The 22,051-nt window shown below is 40.4% G+C and carries 18 protein-coding genes and 1 other RNA gene; 9 read left to right on the top strand and 10 right to left on the bottom strand.

Annotated elements, in window-relative coordinates; translation table 11 throughout:
* The first annotated feature begins 118 nt into the window (after positions 1 to 118).
* Positions 119 to 1,426, top strand: coding sequence for an MFS family transporter (locus PVV68_RS01280; RefSeq protein WP_273719906.1), 1,308 nt, complete (start codon positions 119 to 121; stop codon positions 1,424 to 1,426).
* Between the two features lie 77 nt (positions 1,427 to 1,503).
* Here PVV68_RS01280 and PVV68_RS01275 read toward each other — a convergent pair whose 3' ends face one another.
* The gene (locus PVV68_RS01275) at positions 1,504 to 1,809 is read right to left on the bottom strand and encodes a DUF2853 family protein (protein WP_273719904.1); all 306 of its coding nucleotides are present in this window, start codon (positions 1,807 to 1,809) and stop codon (positions 1,504 to 1,506) included.
* Between the two features lie 111 nt (positions 1,810 to 1,920).
* Here PVV68_RS01275 and ssrA point away from each other — a divergent pair.
* From ssrA to PVV68_RS01250, 5 genes are all read left to right on the top strand, one after another.
* Positions 1,921 to 2,275: a transfer-messenger RNA gene (ssrA, locus tag PVV68_RS01270) on the top strand.
* 173 nt (positions 2,276 to 2,448) lie between these two features.
* A complete protein-coding gene (locus PVV68_RS01265; protein WP_273719902.1) occupies positions 2,449 to 2,994 on the top strand; it encodes an SspB family protein in 546 nt (181 codons plus the stop codon).
* Positions 2,995 to 3,006: 12 nt separating this feature from the next.
* Positions 3,007 to 3,189 (top strand): DUF4169 family protein, encoded by a 183-nt coding sequence (locus PVV68_RS01260; RefSeq protein WP_273719900.1) that lies wholly within the window; start codon positions 3,007 to 3,009, stop codon positions 3,187 to 3,189.
* Between the two features lie 10 nt (positions 3,190 to 3,199).
* Entirely contained in the window at positions 3,200 to 3,451 is a 252-nt protein-coding gene (locus tag PVV68_RS01255; protein ID WP_273719898.1) for a ribbon-helix-helix domain-containing protein, read from the top strand.
* 120 nt (positions 3,452 to 3,571) lie between these two features.
* Positions 3,572 to 5,905, top strand: a complete 2,334-nt coding sequence (locus tag PVV68_RS01250) for an ATP-dependent helicase (RefSeq protein WP_273719943.1) — start codon at positions 3,572 to 3,574, stop codon at positions 5,903 to 5,905.
* 68 nt (positions 5,906 to 5,973) lie between these two features.
* Here PVV68_RS01250 and PVV68_RS01245 read toward each other — a convergent pair whose 3' ends face one another.
* The gene (locus tag PVV68_RS01245) at positions 5,974 to 6,603 is read right to left on the bottom strand and encodes a DapH/DapD/GlmU-related protein (RefSeq protein WP_273719896.1); all 630 of its coding nucleotides are present in this window, start codon (positions 6,601 to 6,603) and stop codon (positions 5,974 to 5,976) included.
* Positions 6,604 to 6,733: 130 nt separating this feature from the next.
* On the opposite strand from PVV68_RS01245, the gene PVV68_RS01240 reads away from it, so the two are divergent.
* Genes PVV68_RS01240 through PVV68_RS01230 form a run of 3 tightly spaced genes read left to right on the top strand, consistent with a single transcriptional unit; the run spans position 6,734 to position 10,051 of the window.
* Positions 6,734 to 7,312, top strand: coding sequence for an SCO family protein (locus PVV68_RS01240; RefSeq protein WP_273719894.1), 579 nt, complete (start codon positions 6,734 to 6,736; stop codon positions 7,310 to 7,312).
* Between the two features lie 28 nt (positions 7,313 to 7,340).
* On the top strand, positions 7,341 to 8,210 hold the full coding sequence (locus PVV68_RS01235; protein ID WP_273719892.1) for a 50S ribosomal protein L11 methyltransferase: 870 nt from the start codon (positions 7,341 to 7,343) through the stop codon (positions 8,208 to 8,210).
* Positions 8,211 to 8,224: 14 nt separating this feature from the next.
* Positions 8,225 to 10,051: an aminopeptidase P family protein gene (locus PVV68_RS01230; protein ID WP_273719890.1), complete on the top strand. Its 1,827-nt coding sequence runs from the start codon at positions 8,225 to 8,227 to the stop codon at positions 10,049 to 10,051.
* 925 nt (positions 10,052 to 10,976) lie between these two features.
* On the opposite strand, the gene ligA is transcribed toward PVV68_RS01230, so the two are convergent.
* From ligA to PVV68_RS01190, 8 genes are all read right to left on the bottom strand, one after another.
* On the bottom strand, positions 10,977 to 13,127 hold the full coding sequence (gene ligA / locus PVV68_RS01225; RefSeq protein ID WP_273719888.1) for an NAD-dependent DNA ligase LigA: 2,151 nt from the start codon (positions 13,125 to 13,127) through the stop codon (positions 10,977 to 10,979).
* Between the two features lie 124 nt (positions 13,128 to 13,251).
* The gene (gene recN, locus PVV68_RS01220) at positions 13,252 to 14,913 is read right to left on the bottom strand and encodes a DNA repair protein RecN (RefSeq protein ID WP_273719887.1); all 1,662 of its coding nucleotides are present in this window, start codon (positions 14,911 to 14,913) and stop codon (positions 13,252 to 13,254) included.
* A 6-nt stretch (positions 14,914 to 14,919) separates the two neighbouring features.
* Positions 14,920 to 15,813, bottom strand: coding sequence for an outer membrane protein assembly factor BamD (locus tag PVV68_RS01215; RefSeq protein WP_273719885.1), 894 nt, complete (start codon positions 15,811 to 15,813; stop codon positions 14,920 to 14,922).
* Positions 15,814 to 15,983: 170 nt separating this feature from the next.
* Complete coding sequence (lpxC, locus tag PVV68_RS01210) at positions 15,984 to 16,856, bottom strand: UDP-3-O-acyl-N-acetylglucosamine deacetylase (protein ID WP_273719883.1); 873 nt, start codon at positions 16,854 to 16,856, stop codon at positions 15,984 to 15,986.
* A 210-nt stretch (positions 16,857 to 17,066) separates the two neighbouring features.
* Positions 17,067 to 18,836, bottom strand: a complete 1,770-nt coding sequence (gene ftsZ / locus PVV68_RS01205; protein ID WP_273719880.1) for a cell division protein FtsZ — start codon at positions 18,834 to 18,836, stop codon at positions 17,067 to 17,069.
* Between the two features lie 71 nt (positions 18,837 to 18,907).
* The gene (gene ftsA, locus PVV68_RS01200) at positions 18,908 to 20,209 is read right to left on the bottom strand and encodes a cell division protein FtsA (protein WP_273719878.1); all 1,302 of its coding nucleotides are present in this window, start codon (positions 20,207 to 20,209) and stop codon (positions 18,908 to 18,910) included.
* Positions 20,206 to 21,117 carry a cell division protein FtsQ/DivIB gene (locus tag PVV68_RS01195; RefSeq protein ID WP_273719877.1) on the bottom strand — a complete coding sequence of 304 codons (912 nt, stop codon included), beginning with the start codon at positions 21,115 to 21,117 and terminating at the stop codon, positions 20,206 to 20,208. The genes ftsA and PVV68_RS01195 overlap by 4 nt, the downstream gene beginning before the upstream one ends.
* Positions 21,105 to 22,025, bottom strand: coding sequence for a D-alanine--D-alanine ligase (locus PVV68_RS01190; RefSeq protein ID WP_273719875.1), 921 nt, complete (start codon positions 22,023 to 22,025; stop codon positions 21,105 to 21,107). The genes PVV68_RS01195 and PVV68_RS01190 overlap by 13 nt, the downstream gene beginning before the upstream one ends.
* Positions 22,026 to 22,051: the final 26 nt, after the last annotated feature.

Raw genomic sequence — 22,051 nt, 5'->3', positions numbered from 1 at the left:
ATACCCTCTCAAGCAGCTTTCATTAAAATTAGTATGATACAATTGCATTTTGATGATACAAATCGTAAAACGAACTTAACTAAAAAAATAAACTATATATCTAGAAGGGGAACATTTCATGGAAAATGAGACAATTTTCGCATCTCATGATAGGAAAAAACGTATTTTTGCTATCATAGCTAGTGCATCAGGCAACCTCGTAGAATGGTATGATTTTTACGTTTACTCATTTACGTCAATTTATTTCGCATCACAATTTTTTCCCTCAGATGGTGATGTTGTTACACAACTGTTAAAAAGTGCAGGAGTCTTTTTTATTGGTTTTCTCATGCGCCCGATCGGGGCATGGATGTTTGGCTTCATTGCTGACCGTTATGGACGCAAAAACTCAATGCTGATATCTATTTTTATGATGTGTGGTGGTTCTTTCCTCATCGCCATACTCCCTACCTACGAAACCATTGGCATAACAGCAGCAATCCTTCTGCTTTTAATCCGAATGATGCAAGGACTTTCAGCGGGAGGTGAATATGGCACGGCAGCAACTTATATGAGCGAAGTTTCTCTAAAAAAACATCGGGGCTTCTTTGCTTCTTTCCAATCAGGCACACTGATTACGGGACAGCTTCTCGCGAGTTTTATTATCTTTATTTTAGCACTTTACCTTAACGAAGATCAGTTAAAATCATGGGGCTGGCGTATTCCTTTTGCTATCGGTGGATGTGGAGCACTGGTTGCCATTTATCTGCGTCGTTCGCTTCATGAAACAACCACCAAAGAAAGTCGCTCTAAAAAACATACTGGTAGTCTTAGAGAGCTTTTTACCAAACACAGTAAAGCTTTTGTAGTCATTGCTCTCTTTGCATCAGGAGGATCCCTCACCTTTTACACCTGCACCACTTATATGCAAAAATATCTCGTCACAACAACCGGATTTGATAAACATACTGCCACAACGATAATGACTGCCGCCCTGTTTGTTTTTGTTCTATTTCAACCCCTAGCAGGTATATTAGCTGATAAAATTGGCACAAAAACTTTACTCATCATTTGGAGTATACTCTCAGCACTCACTACGTTTCCTGGGCTGAGTATAATCGGCAACACGCATAGTGCATGGGTTGCCTTATTCGTCATTATTGGAATGCTTTGTATTATGAGTATGTATACATCCATCTCTGGTGTCGTAAAATCAGCGATGTTCCCTACTTCAGTACGAGCATTAGGTGTAAGTCTCTCTCACGCTATTGGGAATGCATTATTTGGTGGCTCTGCTGAATATGTCGCACTTGGTTTAAAAGATATGGGACATGAAACACTGTTTTATTTCTATATAACCGGTGTCATGATCGTTGCCTTCATTGCACTGCTCTTTGTCCCAAGCATGAGCAAAGGAGGATACCTCGAAAAGGATGAGGCTCATTAACGCCTTGTATGAAATAAAAAAGCCCAATTTCTTGGGCTTTTTTTATTATTCACATAAAAATTCTTATTTAATATTCTTTAAATTTTATGAAGCGCATTTAGTTGCTTAGCGAGTAAATAATAAAAAGTCATACGACTTTTTCTGCGATCTCCAGACATCATCTCTGCAACTTTCGAAACAGCGGCTTTAACACTTTGCGCATCAGCACCTAACACATCTTGAGCCCATTTTTCAACGCGCTCTAATTCTTTTGGATCTGATGTAGCAACAAGCGATGCATCCTGCTTTTGCATGACCAAAGCTAAACGACGGCCAAGTCGTTCTACGGCAGATTCATCGGGATTTGGATCATATAGTTTAATATCTGCTAGATCATTTGTCATTGTTCGCCATCTCCTCTCCAAGAATGAGCGGCTATACTTTACAGCCGCGCTTATAATAACCTTGTATAATAACCTTGTAAATAATTAGAGGATTTAAAATATTAACAACCCCCCCTTTTACAAAGACCATTCTTCATCTATATTTAAAGAGCTGGCTTGCTAGCTATGGTAATAAATGGACAATGAAATAAACTTATTGGACCCGGGGGCGGTACCCGGCGCCTCCACCAAAATATAAGAAGGAAATTATATTTTGGTGGGGGCGAAATAGGATCGACAAGAGTGTAAAGATTGCTCTTTTACTCGGCATAGTACCACCGTTATCGGACTAAATGAGTAGTTGCAAATGACAACTATGCGGAAGTACGTCTCGCTGCCTAAGGTGGTGTGAATGCTTCAAATTAAGTCTTAAACCGTCGCAGGTTTAAGCGGGGTCCGAAGGCACCTGGCAACAGAAGCCTTCACTCCTATAAATGTTATTGGCTGATCTCTCAGATATGATTTGTCGTAAAATATCATATTCTTTTTTCAGTTAATTTAAGTGCATAGTCGATAAAATATTGCTAGCTTAAAAATACATTCTATTGCACAATATTGCATATGCTCATCTGCTACGTGAAATAAAAGGAATAAGCTTCGATGGTTCAAGATCAAATCCGCTACGATATTCTCGTTCAGGATGCGCTTCGTGGGGTTATCCGTAAAGTTTTATCGGAAGTTGCTAAAGCAGGGCTTCCAGGAAATCATCATTTTTTTATTACTTTTTTAACAGATACTCCAGGCGTAAAAATTTCTCCTCGGCTTAAAAGTCGTTATCCAGAACAAATGACAATTGTCTTACAACATCAGTTTAGAGATTTAAGTGTTTCGGAGACCGCTTTTGAAGTGACACTCTCTTTTAGAGAAATTAGCGAAAAATTGGTGATTCCTTTTTCTTCTATCCAAGTGTTTTATGACCCCGTCGCTTCATTCGAAGCAGCATTTGATCTGCCCTCCAATCTGACCTCTGAGGAGAGTGAAATTTCGGAAAAGAGCTCACCCACACCTATCGTTTTATCGGATAAACAAAAAAAAGAAAATACGCTTCCAAAAGAACAAAAGCTCAGCACAAATAAGGAGCCTTCAAATAATGATACAAAACAAAGCGCTGATGTTGTTTCATTAGATTCTTTTCGGAAAAAATAAATAAATTTGCTTATGACAGAACCAATTAACCTTCGCCAATTTCGCAAGCGAAAAAAGCGTGCAGATGAAGCACTTCATGCAGAAGAAAATCGCTATCGTTTTGGACGAACCAAGGCTGAAAAAAAATTCGAGCAAAAAGAAGCTTTAAAGGCACAAAAATTTCTTGATCAAAATCGTTTACACCACGACGAATAAGAGTAGAAAAATGCACGAAAATGATTCTATTGATTGGTCAAAAGTGGTAACGAAAAAAATATCCGTTCGGATTGATGGACACGCAACAAGCATATCTTTAGAACAACCATTTCTTGATATTCTTAAAGCCATAGCGCGTAAAAGAAGACAATCTTTAGCCTTTATTATCACGGATATTGATAGAAAAAGACCACAACAGATAAATCTTTCAGCTTCATTACGCGTCTATGCCCTCCAGAGTGTTCTCACCCAAAGCATTTAATATTCGTTGTTATTTTTTACAATTTTTGTTTTCTTATTTAACAGAAGATGTGGTGTTTTTTTGAAAAAAAGTTTTTTAAATCTAGCACTTAAACAAAAAAAAGACTACACAAAAGATATAATGAATAATTTTTCTGACCATATACCATTCTTTGAAGAAGATACCATCTCCCCTCATGAACAGAGCGCTAAAGCCGCTACGCACACGGTAACAACAAAAGAACAAACACAGTGCAATAACGGTTATTTAGAACAACTCAATCCCGAACAACGTCAAGCTGTTATAAATACAGAAGGACCTCTATTAGTTCTTGCAGGTGCCGGTACTGGAAAAACGCGCGTTTTGACAACACGTATTTCCCACATTTTGCGCTCGGGACTTGCCTCTCCTCAACAAATACTTGCTGTAACTTTCACCAACAAAGCAGCACGTGAAATGAAAATGCGTATTGGTGAACTTATTGGTGAAATTGTTGAAGGTATGCCTTGGCTTGGAACTTTTCATGCCACCGGTGCAAAAATTTTACGCCGCCACGCAGAACTTGTTAATTTAAAAAGCAATTTTACAATTCTTGATAGTGATGATGTTACCAGACTTTTAAAACAGCTTATTCAAGCTGCAGAATTGGATGATAAGCGTTGGCCTGCTAGAAACCTTGCCATAATGATTGATTCTTGGAAAAACCAAGGTCTTGCACCAGAACACATATCAGAAAGCGATACCTATTCCTTTGGTAACGGTATGGGACGCGAACTTTATCGTAGCTATCAGGAAAGATTAAAAAGTCTTAATGCCTGTGATTTTGGTGATCTTTTACTTCATTCTATCTCTCTCTTTCAACATAATCCAGATATCCTTCGCCAATATCATTCCCAGTTTCGCTACATTCTTGTAGATGAATATCAAGATACCAATACAGCGCAATATCTTTGGCTCCGCCTTTTAGCACAACAATCTAAAGGGCGACATGTTAACCTTTGTTGCGTTGGTGATGATGATCAATCCATTTATGGATGGCGAGGTGCTAAAGTTGACAATATATTGCGTTTTGAAAAAGATTTTCCTCCTGCAAAAATTATTCGTTTAGAACGCAATTATCGCTCCACATCACACATTCTTAAAACAGCTTCTCATCTTATTTCTCATAACCAAGGAAGACTTGGCAAGACACTTTTTTCTCATCAAACAAAGAGCAAAGAAGAAAAAGTAAAAGTCCATGCAGCTTGGGATTCAGCAGAAGAAGCACGTGCAATTGGAGAAGAAATTGAACGCGCACAACAAGCTGGTCATTCGCTAAATCATATGGCTATATTGGTGCGTGCGTCATTCCAGATGCGTGAGTTTGAAGATCGCTTTGTAAGCCTTGGTCTTAACTACCGCGTTATTGGTGGTCCACGCTTTTATGAACGAATGGAAATACGCGATGCCATGGCTTATTTGCGCGTTGTTGTTCAACCAGCAGATGATTTAGCCTTTGAGCGTATTATCAACACACCTAAACGCGGCTTAGGAGATGCAACCCTACGCACTCTTTATGAAAGCGCTCGTGCACGCGCCATTCCTCTCTTTTCTGCTGCAGCCGCAATCATTGAAACGGATGAGCTAAAGCCCAAGGCACGCAGTACTTTGCGAAACGTTGTTGAAGACTTCCGCCGTTGGCAAAATATGCTGCAATGCACACCCCATAGAGAACTTGCCGAAACAATTCTTGATGATTCAGGCTACACAGCTATGTGGCTAGAAGATCGTTCACCCGAAGCAGCAACACGACTAGAAAATCTTAAGGAAATGGTCCGCTCAATAGAACAATTTGAAAACCTTCCAAGCTTTTTAGAACATGTCGCACTGGTTATGGATGCTGAAAACAATGAAAATACCGATGCAATCAACATCATGACACTCCATTCCGCTAAAGGACTTGAGTTTGAAACCGTTTTTCTTCCAGGTTGGGAAGAAGGCCTCTTTCCTCATCAACGCTCATTGGATGAAGGCGGCCGTTTAGGATTAGAAGAAGAACGCCGACTAGCATATGTGGGACTAACAAGAGCAAAAAGACATTTACATATATGGTTTGTATCCAATCGAAAAATTCATGGATTTTGGCAACCTGCGCTACCCTCTCGTTTTCTAGATGAATTACCAGTAGAACATATAGAAGCCATAGAAATGGGAACATCTTATGGTGGTTATGGAAGATCTTCCTTTAAACACCCCAATTCCTTTAACAATGACTATGCTACACCAAAACAAAAGCGTACACAAAAAAACATTGAAGGAAAAATCATCGACCAATCAGTCTCTGAAGAACCATCAAACTTTGCAATCGGTGATCGAATTTTTCATATAAAATTTGGTTATGGCCATATCACAGCAATAGATGATCATAAATTAACTATTATGTTTGAAAAAGCTGGAGAAAAGCGCGTTCTCGATAACTTTGTAAGCAAAGCTTAAACCAAGCGAAAATATCATACAAATAACCTTTCCAAACGAAAAATCGCTTTTCCATGTTATTTTGCATATTATTTCCACTTGTCAATAAAAGCCCCAATAGTAAGATTTTGCATATCAGGCAAGGCATTGTAAATTTTATCAAGGGGCCAGTTCCACCAAGCCATCTCCAAAAGTGTCTGAATCACATCTTCTGAAAAGCGCATCCGCAACAGCTTTCCAGGAACACCCGCAACAATCATATAGGGAAGAACATCTTTTGTTATAACAGCGTTAGCACCAATGATAGCGCCATGCCCAATTGTTATCCCAGGCATAATAACCGCACCATGTCCAATCCATACATCATGCCCAATAATAACACGCTTTGCACGGCGCCTTTCACGAAAAGAGCAATCTAATGGCATATAGCGAAAATATTCATTAGGACGATATGTTATTTTATGCGTTGAAAGTCGCTCGAGAGGATGCTCTAGCGCATTTACACGAACATGAGATGCAATAGAACAAAAACGCCCAATCTCGCTATAAATAGCTTCACTATTACGCTCAAAATAAGAAAAATCTCCAACCGTTACATCACGCAAAACCACCCGTTCATTGATTTCCACATAGCGCCCCAATTTACAACTATGCAATCGTGCTGTCGTATGAATACGAGGCTCACTCTCATGGAATCGAAGATCTTTCTCTTTCTCCATTCACCCACCAATTGTTCCTTAAAAAGAACACAAAAGACATAGCAAGCAAAGAAAATCAACCATGAAACAAAGATTGCAAAACAAACCTACCAATGCTACAGTTTTTTTGTCTTTTGAAGAGAGGCCAACTATGAAAAATATCATACGCATCTTAGGGCTAACAGCTATATTTCTTGCCGGTATTTTTCTTTATGATGCGTTAAGAAATAAACCTTTAGGCGATAACTTTACCCTCACTGATTCCAATGGAAATACGATTACACAAGATGATATACGAAGTAAGCCTTCAATTGTTTTCTTTGGCTTCACCATGTGCCCTGAAGTCTGCCCTACCACATTGCTCAATCTTGATCGCTGGCTCACAGCCCTTGGCTCTGAAGCTGATAAATTAGGAGTATGGTTCATTACCGTTGATCCTGAACGTGATACACCAGAAGTACTCCATGAGTATCTCAGTAATTTTAACAATAGAATTGTTGGGATCAGTGGAGATCCTGAAAAAGTTCATAAAATGGTAGATTCTTTTAAAATTGTTGCTGAAAAAGTATCTGGGACCGATGGGAATTACACCTATAACCATACAGCCGCGATTTTTTTGCTCAAAAAAGGCGGTAAACTGTATGGTGTCATTCCTTATGAAAAAGAGGGCGATAATGAACTAAAAGATGATATCGCCATTGAACGGCTTAAAAAACTTGTCTCCAACTAAATAAAAAGCCGATTAAAGAAAGAACAGAATGTCGCAACAAATTCGTCTGTATTATAATGCTTTTAAAAATGAAGCAGAGCAACTATATACTGTTATGGAAACAGCCTTTGACGAAGAAGGATACCCCCTTGCTCTTGCAGAGATTGATGAAAAAAACGCCATTTATGAACTTTCACTCTATGTAGATAAAGAAAACCAAGAGCATATTTTACAGCGTTTTGCACAAATTCTTTCTGTGGATCCTCGTAAAATTAACTGTGAAATTTTGCCTAATATCGATTGGGTTAAACAAAGCCTTGAAGGGCTAACACCTGTACGTGCTGGTCCGTTTTTTGTACATGGAAGCCATAATCGCAATGACATTCCACAGAATATTTTTCCTATTGAAATTGAAGCAAATCAAGCTTTTGGTACTGGACATCATGGAACAACAGCCGGTTGTTTAGAAATGATTGCCAAAGTGATGAAACAGGAAAATCCACAAAATGCCCTTGATCTTGGTACGGGGAGTGGAGTTTTAGCCATTGGCATCGCAATGCTCAAACCGATTCCTGTCCTTGCATCTGATATTGACCAGATTGCGATCAAAGTTGCCCAACATAATATCGAACTCAATGGTGTAAAAGAATATATTACAGCTGTTACTGCAGCAGGTTTTGCTCATGAAGAAATTGCATCCCGTGCACCTTTTGATCTCATTATTGCCAATATCCTTGCCAATCCACTCATTGAACTTGCACAAGAAATGGCCGAAGCACTCCAAAGCGGTGGGTCACTCATACTCTCTGGAATTCTTGAAGAACAACATTCCCAAGTACTAGAAGCTTATGTAACGCAAGGTCTCAAACATATTGAAACATACCACCGTCAAGGATGGGTTACGATACATCTTAAATAAAAAGGACGGTTATTATGTATCAATCTTTTGAAGCAACAACAAATCCCGCGCATGCTGCGGAACGCATTTCCTCCCTTCGTAAAGAACTTGATCGTCTCGGGTTAGATGGCTTCCTTGTTCCACGTAGCGATGAACATCAAGGAGAATATGTTCCCCCGCACGCTCAACGCCTTAGCTGGCTTACTGGCTTTACTGGATCAGCAGGAATGGCACTCATTTTAAAAAATAAAGCCATTCTCTTTACCGATGGACGCTATAAACTCCAAGTTCGTCAACAAACCAATCCGCATATTTTTGAGTATGAGGATCTCGTAACTTGTCCTCCATCACAATGGCTTGAAAAAAATGGAAAAAATCTTTCTATTGGCTTTGATCCATGGCTCCACACCATTGCAGCTATAGATACATTGAAAAAAACATTCGAAATAACCGCAGGTGGAAAACTAATCGCAGTTCAGCAAAATCCTATTGATCTTATCTGGCATAATCAACCACCATTCCCACAATCTCCCTTATCAATTCATCCTCTCAAATATGCAGGATGGGATAGCGATGAAAAGCTAAATTTAATTCAGCAAAATATCAAAAAAGCCCATGCCGATGCTTTTATTTTTACAGACCCCTCCTCTATTGCATGGATATTCAATATACGAGGCAATGATGTCTCTAACACACCTTTTGTTCTTTGTTTTGCTCTCATTCCCATTAAAGAAAAACCTGCCTTATTTATTGACAGCAAAAAGCTTGGTGAAGAACAGAAACAATATCTGGAACGTTATGCAAAATTATATGAACCAGAACAGTTTATTGCAAAAATCAAAGATTATCTTCAAAAAGGAACAGTTTTTGCTCTAGATCCACAGTTAACATGCGAGAAATTACGCACGGTACTTGAAAAAGATGGAAAATCTTTCATCACACTTACCGACCCTGCTGCTCTACCCCGTGCCATTAAAAACAGCACCGAACGAGACGGTGCGCGCGAAGCACATCTGTGTGATGGGGTAGCACTCACCCGTTTTTTTTCTTGGTTAGACAAACAAATACTAGGCACCGTGAATGAAATTTCAGCAGCTCAAAAATTAGAAGAATTCCGTATAAACACAGCAAAAGAAATGGGAAAAAAACTGGAAGATCTCTCTTTTGATACAATCTCCGCAGCAGGAGCAAATGGTGCTATTGTCCATTACCGCGTAACAAATGAAACAAATAAACAACTCAATGCTGGTGAACTTTATCTCGTAGATTCAGGGGGACAATACCGTGATGGCACCACAGATGTCACACGTACAGTAGCTATTGGAAATATTGGAGAGGAAGAAAAACGTTGTTTTACTCTTGTGCTCAAAGGCATGATAGCTCTTTCAACAGCATGCTTTCCTAAAGGAACACGCGGACAAGATCTTGATGTTCTCGCACGCATTGCCTTATGGAAAACTGGTTTTGATTACGCCCATGGCACAGGTCATGGAGTTGGCTCCTATCTCTCTGTCCATGAAGGACCGCAAAATATTTCACGCAAAGGATGCCAGGAATTGCTTCCTGGAATGATTGTTTCTAATGAACCTGGGTATTATCGCGAAGGTTCTTTTGGCATTCGTATTGAAAATTTGCTCATTGTAAAACCTGCACAAAAAATCAATGGCGGAGAGAGAGAAATGCTCTCATTTGAAACACTCACAAACTGTCCCATTGACCGAAAACTCATTCTTCCAGAGCTTTTAACACAGGAAGAACGACAATGGCTCAATGATTACCATGCGCATGTCTATCAAACAAATGCACTTCACTTAAATAAAGAAGAGAAAGAATGGGCAAAAGAAGCAACCATGCCCCTTTAAATGAAGGAGCATGAACATCTTCTAGCGCTTCTTACAGAAAACTGCATCTTTTCTCTTTAAGAAAAGAATACGCATTGACTATCAGGAAATATTTTTTTAGAAGCTTCATTTTTTTCTGGTATGACAACACGCCTCCACGTAAAACAGGATGTAATCGTTTGGACACTCTTAATCTTAACAAAGATCCTTTACTGCCTCTACAAATTTATATTTCTTATTTTCCTTATCTGGAAACTTTCATTATAATCCTTAATATAATCTCCATCATGCCTACCATAATCAATTTATTATGATGTTTCGATTCAAAATTTCTGTGTATTTGTTGACAGTTTTGCCCTTTCAGTTTGCCTTATAATGAGCATCTCTCTCTTTTGAGAAGAGATTTTATATATTCTTCGTGAAATAATAACTAAAATATCATATTAGCATCAATGCATATTATTTTTATTTAACACTGAATAATTATAAAGTTCATAGTACACTGCTATTACAAACAACAAACCTCATTAAAGGTCTTTTTTACGTAATCATCAATAGCACACAAAAAAACGCACTCAGTCAATAATTCAAACATACCATTGCGAAAAATTTTCAATAAAAAAATCCTTATCAAAAAATCCCCTTTTAACAAAGCTTCTTTGATCCTACTCTACTATTTTTTCAAATTTGACAGGGTTTAAAAAATATATTTATTTCTTGGTAATAACCCTAAAGTGCTTCAATTGCATTTGTGATGCGATTTTTTCTTTGAAGCAACGAGCAGAAAAATCTTTTTATTATGTCACCATTCTGAAAAAAAATTATAGTATTAAAAAATAATGGTAAGCTTCTTCAAAAAATAACATATTGCCTCTTAATATTAATAAAATCCAGTATTGTGAAGAATAACTAGGACTACTGCATTCATCTTCTTGACAACACCCCCCTATCCCTCAATCAACTTCAGCCAAGCTTCTTCATCAATAACCTCAACACCTAACTCTTGTGCTTTAGCTAACTTTGATCCTGCTCCAGGTCCAGCAACCAAAAGATCAGTTTTTTTAGAAAGAGATCCAGAGGTCTTTGCCCCTAATCTCTCCGCCAATGCCTTTGCTTCATCGCGTGACATACGTGCCAAAGTTCCAGTAAAAACAATGACCTTTCCTGCCACAGGCGAAGAATCTGTTAAAATAGGCTCCTCATCAAGAGGCGTTACTTCTTTAAGCAAGACAGACAACACCTGACGATTATGTACTTCCTCATAAAAATCAACAATTGCACTCCCTACCTGTGATCCAATTCCTTCAATATTGGTAAGTTCCAACCAAGCTTCATTGCCTTCTTCATATTTCTTCTCACATGGTATAATTGCTGCCCTTACCACTGTCTCAAAAGCCGTATAATTTTGGTAAGCACGTGCAAGACGGCGTGCATTAACCTCTCCAACATGACGAATTCCTAGGGCAAATAAAAAACGACTTAAAGGAATTTCCCGACGCGCATTAATGGCATCATAAAGTTTACGCACAGAAACAGCACCAAAACCTTCCATATTTTCCAAACGTACCAAAGAATTTTCTTGGCGCCGTTGTAAAGTAAAAATATCAGCTGGTGTATGAATACGAAGCGTCTCATCTTGAACATGAAAGAAAAACTCCACCTGTTTTTTTCCAAGTCCCTCAATATCAAAGGCATTGCGTGAAACAAAATGACGAATACGCTCAATCGCTTGTGCTGGACAAATCAGCCCCCCCGTACACCGACGCACAGCTTCCCCTATCTCACGAACAGCATGACTCCCACAAGCTGGACAAATATGAGGGAAAACAAAAGCAGAAGTGTCTTTAGGGCGCTTTTCAGCGACAATATCAACAATTTGAGGAATGACATCACCAGCACGCTGTACAATCACCCTATCGCCTACACGGATATCACGCCCTTCACGAAGGGGTTCTCCTTTATGGCCAATGCCCTTAATATAGTCTTCATTATGTAAACTTGCATTAGTAACTACCACACCACCAACAGTAATAGGAGCAAGGCGTGCAACAGGGGTTAAAGCTCCCGTGCGACCAACTTGAATATCAATCCCCTCTAAAAGAGTCATAGCTTTTTCTGCTGGAAACTTATGCGCTATTGCCCAACGTGGCGAACGAGAGACAAAACCCAAACGCGTTTGTAGCAGCAAATCATTAACCTTATAAACAATTCCATCAATATCATAGCTTAGAACATGACGGTGTTCTTCGATATCGTGATAATAGGAAATAATCTCTGCTACAGTCTTAAAAACTTTTGTGAATGGATTGATGACAAACCCATATTCTTTTAGCCTTTCCATCATCTCCATTTGCGTTTTTGCAAACACTTCATTCACTTCACCACACGCATAAGCAAAAAAATGCAACTTTCTGCTGGCAGTTATCCGTGAATCAAGCTGACGGAGCGAACCAGCTGCTGCGTTTCTAGGATTAGCAAAAGCTAATTTTCCCCTCTCTTGTTGATTCCTATTAAGTGCTTGGAAATCCTCCCGCCGCATATAAACTTCACCACGAACCTCAAGAATATCAGGAAATTTTCCTTGCAAAACTTGCGGAATATCAAAAATTGTTCGTGCATTTGCCGTGACATTTTCACCGACAGTTCCATCACCACGTGTTGCAGCACACACAAGCTGCCCTTTTTCATAGCGCAAAGATAAAGATAAACCATCAATCTTTGGCTCTGCTGTTATTTCCAAGACTTGCGTTTCTGGTAACCGCAAAAAGCGACGAACACGCTCAATAAACTCACTGACATCTTCAGAACTAAAGGCATTATCAAGTGAAAGCATTGGCTGTGTATGAACAGATTTTTCAAACTTTTCAGAAACCGGTGCTCCAATTTTATGTGAAGGAGAATCGGTACGCATAAGTTCAGGAAAGAGAGCTTCAATTTCTGCATTTCGCCGACGCAAAGCATCATATTCTGCATCAGAAATTTCAGGTTGGTTATCACGATTATAAAGCACATCATGACGTGCAATCTCTTTTGCCAGCCACTCTAACTCACTTTCTGCTTCAGCAGCAGTGAGATTTTTAATTTCACCCTTATTCATAAAAATCTATTCCAAATGATGGACTATAACCATAAGAATCTTAATTCTTTGTCACATACAGAATCCCCATAAACACGTGCTTTTTCATGAGTTCATGGATAAGCAATATTTTATGACGCAATCTTTATGCGAGCAGCTTTTGAGCAGCTGCACGCGCCTCTTCAGTAATCTGTTCTCCTGCTAACATACGAGCAATTTCTTCTGCACGCTCATGCTCTTCCATTTTATGAATAGCTGTCACAAAACAGCCTTTATCATCATTTTCCATCTTTGAAATAAGAAAATGACTGTGCGCTTTTGATGCGACTTGGGGTGCATGTGTAATAGCAAAAACCTGAATTCTCTCCGATAAACGCTGTAATCGTTGCCCAATAGCTGCGGCAACAGCTCCCCCCACACCTGTATCAATTTCATCAAAAATCAGAGTGGGAGCCGATCCATGATCGGATAATACAACTTTTAATGCCAATAAAAAACGAGATAACTCACCACCAGAAGCAACACTCAACATTGGTCCAGCACGTGCTCCAGGATTGGTCCGAACAAAATATTCAATGCGGTCTATCCCTTCTGCACTTCGTCTTTCAACATCACTTTGCATTCCAACAATAAATTCTGCCTTTTCTAATTTCAATGCTGGCAGCTCTGCCATAACGCTTTCAGACAAGTGCTTTGCTACTTCTTGACGCTTTATTGATAAAGCTTGTGCTAATGTATCATAATTTTTCTTTGCTTGCCCCGCTTCATCTTCAAAACGCGCTAATGTGATTTGAGCCTCTTCAAAATCAGCAAGTTCAGCATTCATTTTATCGCGCAACAGAACCAATTCATCGGCAGAAACCTGATATTTGCGAGCAAAACCACGAAGAGCAAAAAGACGTTCTTCTATCCGTTCCAATTCATCAGGTTCAAAATCCAATGCCCGCACAGCGGCCTCGATCCCTTCTTGTGCTGTTGCAAGAGCACACAATGCCTCATCAATAGATTTTACCACAGGTGCAATAAGCTCTTGCGCTTCAGGAATTTTTCGCTCCAAGCGCCTCACCAAATTAGAAAGAACCGGAATGGGCGATTTTTGCCCCCTTAAAAGATCATCAGCTTCCTTAATATCCATGGCTATTTTTTCTAATTTAAGCATATCTGCACGGCGAAGAGAGAGAGCATCCTCTTCACCAACTTGAAAATCAAGCTTTTCAAGTTCTTCCACACAGGCACGAAGATATTCAGCCTCGCGCATTGCATTTTCTATTTTAAGACGCTGTTGCTGCAAACGCTCTTCACATTCATGCCATACCTGATAACATTGACGCACATTTTCTGTCTCACCCTCAAGCCCACCAAAGGCATCTAATAATTGACGATGTGTGGCAACATCAACAAGCGCGCGATCATCATGCTGACCATGAATTTCAACCAACTGACGTCCAATATTACGCATCAAAGCAACACTGGCTACCTGATCATTGATAAAGCCACGACTACGACCATCACTCGATTGCACACGCCGTAAAATAATATCGCCTTCATCATCAAAACCATTTTCACGAATCAACTGACGCACAGGATGCAAAACAGGGACATCAAAGACAGCTGTCACCTGCCCGTGAGCAGCACCATGACGCACCAGAGAGACATCACCACGTCCGCCCAGAGCCAACGACAAAGCATCCAGTAAAATAGACTTTCCAGCACCCGTTTCTCCAGTTAAAACAGACAAACCGGCTGTAAAATGAATATCGAGCGTTTCGATCAAAACAATATTATGAACCGAAAGCTGTACCAGCATAGAGAATCAACGTACCCTATTCTTCTCACCATCTAAAGCATGTGAGATCCAAGAAGATTTATGCTCCTGTGGTGATAGGCTATTCTTGTGCAACAGATTATAGGCAAATTTATACCACTCACTTTTTGGATAATTACGTCCTAAAATAGCGGCTGCTGTCTGCGCTTCTGCTGTCAAACCAAGAGCAAGATTAACTTCTGTTAAGCGAAAAAGTGCCTCTTCAACCTGATTTGTATCGGAATACTCCTCAACAACTGTACGAAATCTTCTACTTGCTGCAAGATAACGCCGACCTTCTTCATAATAACGACCAACCTGCATCTCTTTACCAGCCAACTGTTCTCGCCCAAAACGTATTTTATCTTGAGCATCCTTGACATACTCAGAATTCGGATAACGCTCTATAAGAAGCTGCATAGCAGCAATAGCACGTTTTGTATCGCGCTGATCCCGTGTAACATCAGGAATCCGACGGAAAGAAGAAAGACCTATAATATAATAAGCATAAGCAGAATCATCTGACCCTGGGTAAAGAGTAATATAGCGCTGAGCCATACTAATTGAATCATCATATTTGCCGAGTCGATAATTTGTAAAAGCACCCATCACTAAGGCTTTACGTCCAAAATCCGTATAAGCGTACTGCTTTTCAATGGTAAGAAACTTTTTCGACGCATCGCCAAGTTTTCCACTCTCAAGGCTTGCGAGTGCCTGATTATAGAGAACATCTGGTGGATCCATTTTTAAAACATACGCAGATGGATCAAGGGTATTTTTCTCTTTAAATAAACAACCCGCTAACATGCAGGAGCTCCCCAAAAGCATCACCCCCAATACCTTGCGTACAATGTTAGATTTCCTATATGCCATATTTTCAATACATACATGAGATTTTATCATAGTTCTTCCGGCCTCCAGAAAATGTCACCTTGTAGCAAAAATTGTTTATGAGAGATTTTTATACCATATCACTTGAGAATCCACTAACCAATTTAGCAGCTTAAAATGGATCATCCCCTTAAAAATCAAACAGACTTTAAGGAAATCTTTTCAATTTCTTTGCCCCCACCCTATAAATAGCTTTCTTCATAGCACGATTCGTCTGCTAAAACAGCCTTCACCAATTGCGAATTTATCCTATGTCCACTACAATAGGAACGAAATAATCCAATAAAAGGCGCACCAAGTAAAGCGGTATCACCAATCGCATCAAGCATTTTGTGCCGCACACATTCATCTTGCCAATAAAGACCATCTGAATTCATGATTTTATCATCAATACCGATAATAAGAGAATTTTCTAACGAAGCACCTAGCCCCTTTCCAGAACTCCATAATTTTTCCACATCTTTGACAAAACCAAAAGTACGAGCACGTGACAACTCATCTCGAAACCCTTTTGTGGTAAGATCAAAATTGAAATATTGATTTCCAATAACAGAAGAAGGAAAAGAGATTGTTATATCGAAACGACGCCCATCAAATGGCAAAAACTCTGCCATACCATGAGCCTCTTCAACCCGCAGTGGCTTTTTTATAATGAAATAACAACGCAAAGCACTCTGCTGTACAACGCCAGCTTCTTCAAAAGCTTGACAATATTGCCAAGCAGCACCATCCAAAATAGGGATCTCATAACTCGACACTTCAATAATGAGATTATCCAAATTGTAAGCAACGATTGCAGCCATTAAATGTTCAATCGTTTCAATTCTAAACTCTCCATGTCCAAGCACTGTTGATAGTTCAGTTGCTCCTGTTTGCGATGCATGTGCTTGAAATATCTGTTCTTTTCCGTCTAATCCACAACGCTTAAAAACAATACCATTTCCCACATGAGCTGGACAAACCTTCACCACAGATAAACACCCACTGTGAACACCATAACCCTTAAATGTCACAGCTTTTTTAAGAGTAGACTGATATTTTTGCAGCAACGTCATTATATCACTTTATAAATATTTTTTAGAAACGTAAAAATATTTATAAAGTGATAAAAATGATATTCATAGCAAATAATGAACCCGCTTATTACTAAGCGGGTTCATAAAAACAGAATATTTTTTCAAAAGTGCAGTATAGCTAACCCTATAAAGCTTCTATACTTTACGGAAAAAGTAATAAAATTCTCTCTTTCCTCTCCTTTTGTCCAATTAATTGACCTGACGACGCAAAAATGCCGGTATCTCCAACTGATCCTCTTCATTTATAAAATTACGCTGATCTTGCGGCACATGGGGCTGCAACGCACCAGAACGACGTGGAACATAAACAGAAGCATCTTGAGAAAGCGCCCGAGAATTTTTATTATAAGCCTGTGTTTCTTGCTGCTGAGAAGATTTCACAGCAGGCTCCAATCGAGCTTCTGGTTCAGCTTCCTCACGATGTGTCAAACTTTGTTTCAAACGCTGCCAAAGATTGCGAGGTCCCTGTTCGCTAGCTGCTGATCTCTCCTGTTGACTATGCGCAACAGGAGGAAAATCCTTTAATTCAGGCATACGCATAGGTTGACGCGCTTGCATCTGTTGTGCTTGTCTTTGTTGCACTTGCTTCTCTTTCTGCTGTACAACATCTGCCATCTCATCAAGAACATGCGCTGTTGCCTCCATACTCACTGGTGCAACCACAGACTGCTGAGAACCACGGCTTACTTGCATACGTGGCGCATTTGCCATCTGCCCATGCACAGCACTCGATCCATAAGAAGCAGCGCTCGCATTTCGTGCAGCAACAGCATCTGCAGGCTGTGCAAAAATCTGACTTTTAGGACGAAACTGTTCCCCAGTCGATTTCCCTTTTTCTATTTCAAGAGCTTCGATTACCTCTACCATTGACTCAGAACGCAATGGAGGTGATTGAACATGAAAAGAACTCTGCGCCATACTGGGATCACTTTTGCGAATTGGAGCTGCTGGTCTGTGATTTTGAGGATGAGAGGATTGAATCACATCACTCATCTCACGATCAATACCCGTTGCAACCACAGATACACGAATAACACCCTCTAAGGACTCATCGTCAATAGCACCAAAGATAACATTTGCATCCGCATCTACTTCTTCACGAATACGATTAGCAGCCTCATCAACTTCAAAGAGCGTCATATCACGACCACCCGTAATGGAAATGAGCAAACCACGGGCACCACGCATAGAAGTATCATCCAACAGTGGGTTTGCAATAGCAGCTTCAGCAGCATTCAAAGCACGACCTTCACCAGACGCCTCACCAGTTCCCATCATCGCTCGCCCCATTTCGTGCATAACAGAACGAACATCAGCAAAATCAAGATTAATAAGTCCCTCTTTAATCATGAGATCTGTAATGGAAGCAACACCAGAATAAAGCACTTGATCAGCCATAGCAAAAGCATCAGCAAAGGTTGTCTTTTCATCGGCGATACGGAACAGATTCTGATTAGGAATAACAATTAAGGTATCAACAGACTTTTGTAATTCTTCAATACCAGCCTCTGCCGTTTTCATACGGCGCGCACCTTCAAACTGAAATGGCTTTGTCACCACACCAACAGTTAAAATACCTTTTTCACGCGCAGCGCGAGCCACAACAGGTGCCGCCCCAGTTCCAGTACCTCCCCCCATACCAGCAGTAATAAAAACCATATGGGAGTCTGCCAGATGATCAATAATTTCATCAATACATTCTTCTGCAGCTGCTTGTCCCACTTCTGGCAAAGCACCAGCCCCTAATCCTTCTGTGACTGCTGCACCAAGTTGGATAACACGTTCCGCCTTTGACATAGCCAAAGCCTGCGCATCTGTATTCGCAACAACAAAATCAACTCCCTGAAGACCAGCATTAATCATATTATTCACGGCATTCCCGCCACCACCACCAACACCAAAAACGGTAATGCGTGGCTTTAATTCCGCGATATCTGGCCGATGCAGATTAATCGTCATTTCCTTTTCCTTCCCATAAGACATCGCCAGCCCAAGCGATGAAATTTAACTTCCTGTACCTACAAACTTAACTAAAAACTCTCACGCAACCACTGACCAACACGCTGTAAATACCCACGCGTGCCCACCGATAAATGATTCACTGCAGTCTTCATTGTTTTTTCTTCAAAACCCACCAATTGTGGATAAATTAACAATCCAACAGCAGATGTAAACGCCGCCCCTTTTGCAAGAGAAGGAAGCCTCGAAATACCCAAAGGCCGCCCGATACGAACATTTCTTCCCAGTATAGTACGTGCCATCTCTGGCAATCCTGTTAATTGGCTTGCTCCGCCAGTTAAAATGACACGCTTACCAATAATGTGAGCAAAACCAGAACGATTTAAACAATCACGTACCATCTCTAAGATTTCTTCAACACGTGCACGAATGATACGACCAAGAACAGCACGCGGATATTGCGTTTCACACTGTTCACTCCCTATCTCCGCCACATTAATCATATGTTGCTCATCAGCACTTGAAGGAAGTGCTGAACCATAGACAACTTTTAAACGTTCTGCCTCTGTAAGAGACATAGAGAATCCACGCGCGACATCAAGAGTCACATGATTTCCACCAACTGCCAAAGCATCAGCATGGACAAACTTTCCCTCAAAAAACACTGAAAATGTCGTTGTTCCACCACCAAAATCAATACATGCTGCTCCTAAATGTGCCTCCTCATTCATCAACACAGCAAGACCACTTGCAAAGGGTGTTGCAACCATTGCTTCGACACTTAAATGCGCACGATTAATGCAAGTTTCTAAATTACGCAAAGGTGCAGTTTCTGCTGTCACCACATGCACATCCACACCAAATGTTTCCCCCGTCATTCCAACAGGATCAGAAATTCCTTTATCTCCATCCAAAACATAAGAGACCGGAACTGAATGCATAATATGACGCTCAGCATCAAAAGCCTTGCGTGAAACATCTGAAAATGCCACACGCACATCACGCTGAGTTACTTCACGACCATTTAAACGTACCATACCGTTGATAAGAGCACTTTGTAACCGACTTGAAGAAAAATTAACAATCACCGAATCCACGACCAAGCCGGCCATTTTTTCTGCTGCATCAACTGCTAATCTTATAGATTGCTCTGCTGCAAACATATCCATTACAACACCGGATTTGATACCGCGTGAACGTTGCACTCCAAAGCCTAAAATTTCCATAGAATGCGTACGACCATGTAAATAATGCGCATGCTTCAAAGGACGCAAACAAGCAATAAGACAAACAATCTTACTTGAGCCGACATCAAGAACCGTCAAAAAACGTGTTTTACGTCCCCCCAGATGGTGTGACCTGAGTAACATCATAGGTTCCCTGCCTTTCGTACTTTTAAAATACGCTCTTCTTCTGCCACAGCAGCACGACGACGCTCCAACGCTTCGTCTGACAAAGAAACTGTAACGCGGTCAAAAAGACGCAGATCAATCCTGAGAACATCACGAGAAAAAAGATCTTGTACTGTACCTGTCTTCATCAAAGAAGCAAGTCGTTCAAGTGCGCCCTTTTCAGGCAACATAACGCGTACCCCATTATCCAAGACAAGATCCCAACGCCGATCGCCCACCCGCACAAAAGCACGAACACGATTGTAAACTTCTGGATATACGGACAGCGCTTGAATAAACATTTTAGCAGAATTTTGCGCCCCCTGACCAACGACAAGAGGCAAATCTCGAACATTTCCCCCTTTAAAGGGCACAATAACACGGCCTGTACTATCAACAACATCCATCACGCCATCATGCTGCCAAATGGCATAAGGTTCACGCTCCACGAGAGAAATACGCACACGATTGGGATAAATCTTCTGAATATTGGCAGATTGAACCCAAGCCTGTTTTTCTAAAAGAGAACGCGCCCTATCAACATTAAAAGCGAATATAGATTGCGCAGCTTCAAGCTCTAAAATTTTTAAAATTTCCTGTTTTACCAATCGCTTATTACCACTGATATCAACATCGGTAACCACAAAACCAACATCCGATACCGCTGCCTTCATCACCATTCCCATATGACCACTTGATGAAAGCCCATAAAACACCGTAACAAAGAAAAACAAGACAACAGCAAAAGAACCGAAATGGCGTGGAACATGAATATTAATAAAGAAAAACTCAAACATAAACCGAAGAAAGCGACGATATAGTCGTGGCAAAGCTGGCACTAACAGCACCTCCATCGGAACATTTATTTTATTAACATTCAACGCATACATGACGCGTCCTCCACCATCCACTGAACAATATCGCCGTAAGTACGACCACTTGCTTTTGCAATATCAGGAACAAGAGAAGTACATGTCATACCGGGCTGAGTATTAATTTCAAGCCAAACCAATTCTCCCGTTTCCTCATTAAAACGAAAATCAGAACGACTAACGCCTCGACAACCTATCGCCTGATGTGCTGCTAAAGACATTCTTTGCACATTTTGGTAAATATTTGATGAAAGTTGTGCAGGACAAATATGACGAGAACCACCAATTTTATATTTTGATTCATAATTATAGAATTGAAAGTGCGGATCAGGAAGAATTTCACAAACATCCAGCACTTCATTTCCCAAAACAGCACAAGTAAGTTCACGACCAGGAATATATTTTTCAACCATCACCTCATCTGCATAACTCCACTCAGTCGCGACAATATGACGTGGTGGTGAAAGCTCATTTTCCTTTACAATCACAACCCCAAAACTCGACCCTTCGCATACAGGCTTAACCACATAAGGAGGCTCCATAGGATGCTCCCGCCCAATAGCAAAACGATTCATAACAACAGAAGGTGCAACTGAAATCCCAACGCTCGCAGCAATAATTTTTGCACGCCCCTTATCCATCGCCAATGCAGACGCCATCACTCCAGAATGCGTATAGGGAATTTTTAAATATTCAAGAATACCCTGAATACAACCATCTTCACCAAATAAACCATGTAATGCATTGAAAGCGACATCAGGTTGCAATTGTTCAAGAACAGAAGCGATATGGCTATCAACATCCACCCGACTTACACGATATCCCTGTGCTTCAAGAACATCAGCGCAAGCATTACCTGAAGATAAGCTTACAGACCGTTCGGAAGAAATCCCTCCCATTAATATAGCTATATGCTCATCTTTCATAACAACTTGCCCTCTTATGTCTACTA

The organism is Bartonella sp. ML69XJBT, assembly GCF_028618515.1.
Classification (GTDB): Bacteria; Pseudomonadota; Alphaproteobacteria; order Rhizobiales; family Rhizobiaceae; genus Bartonella.
The sequence above is the reverse complement of the archived record's forward strand: the minus strand, read 5'-3'. Positions and strand labels throughout refer to the sequence as shown.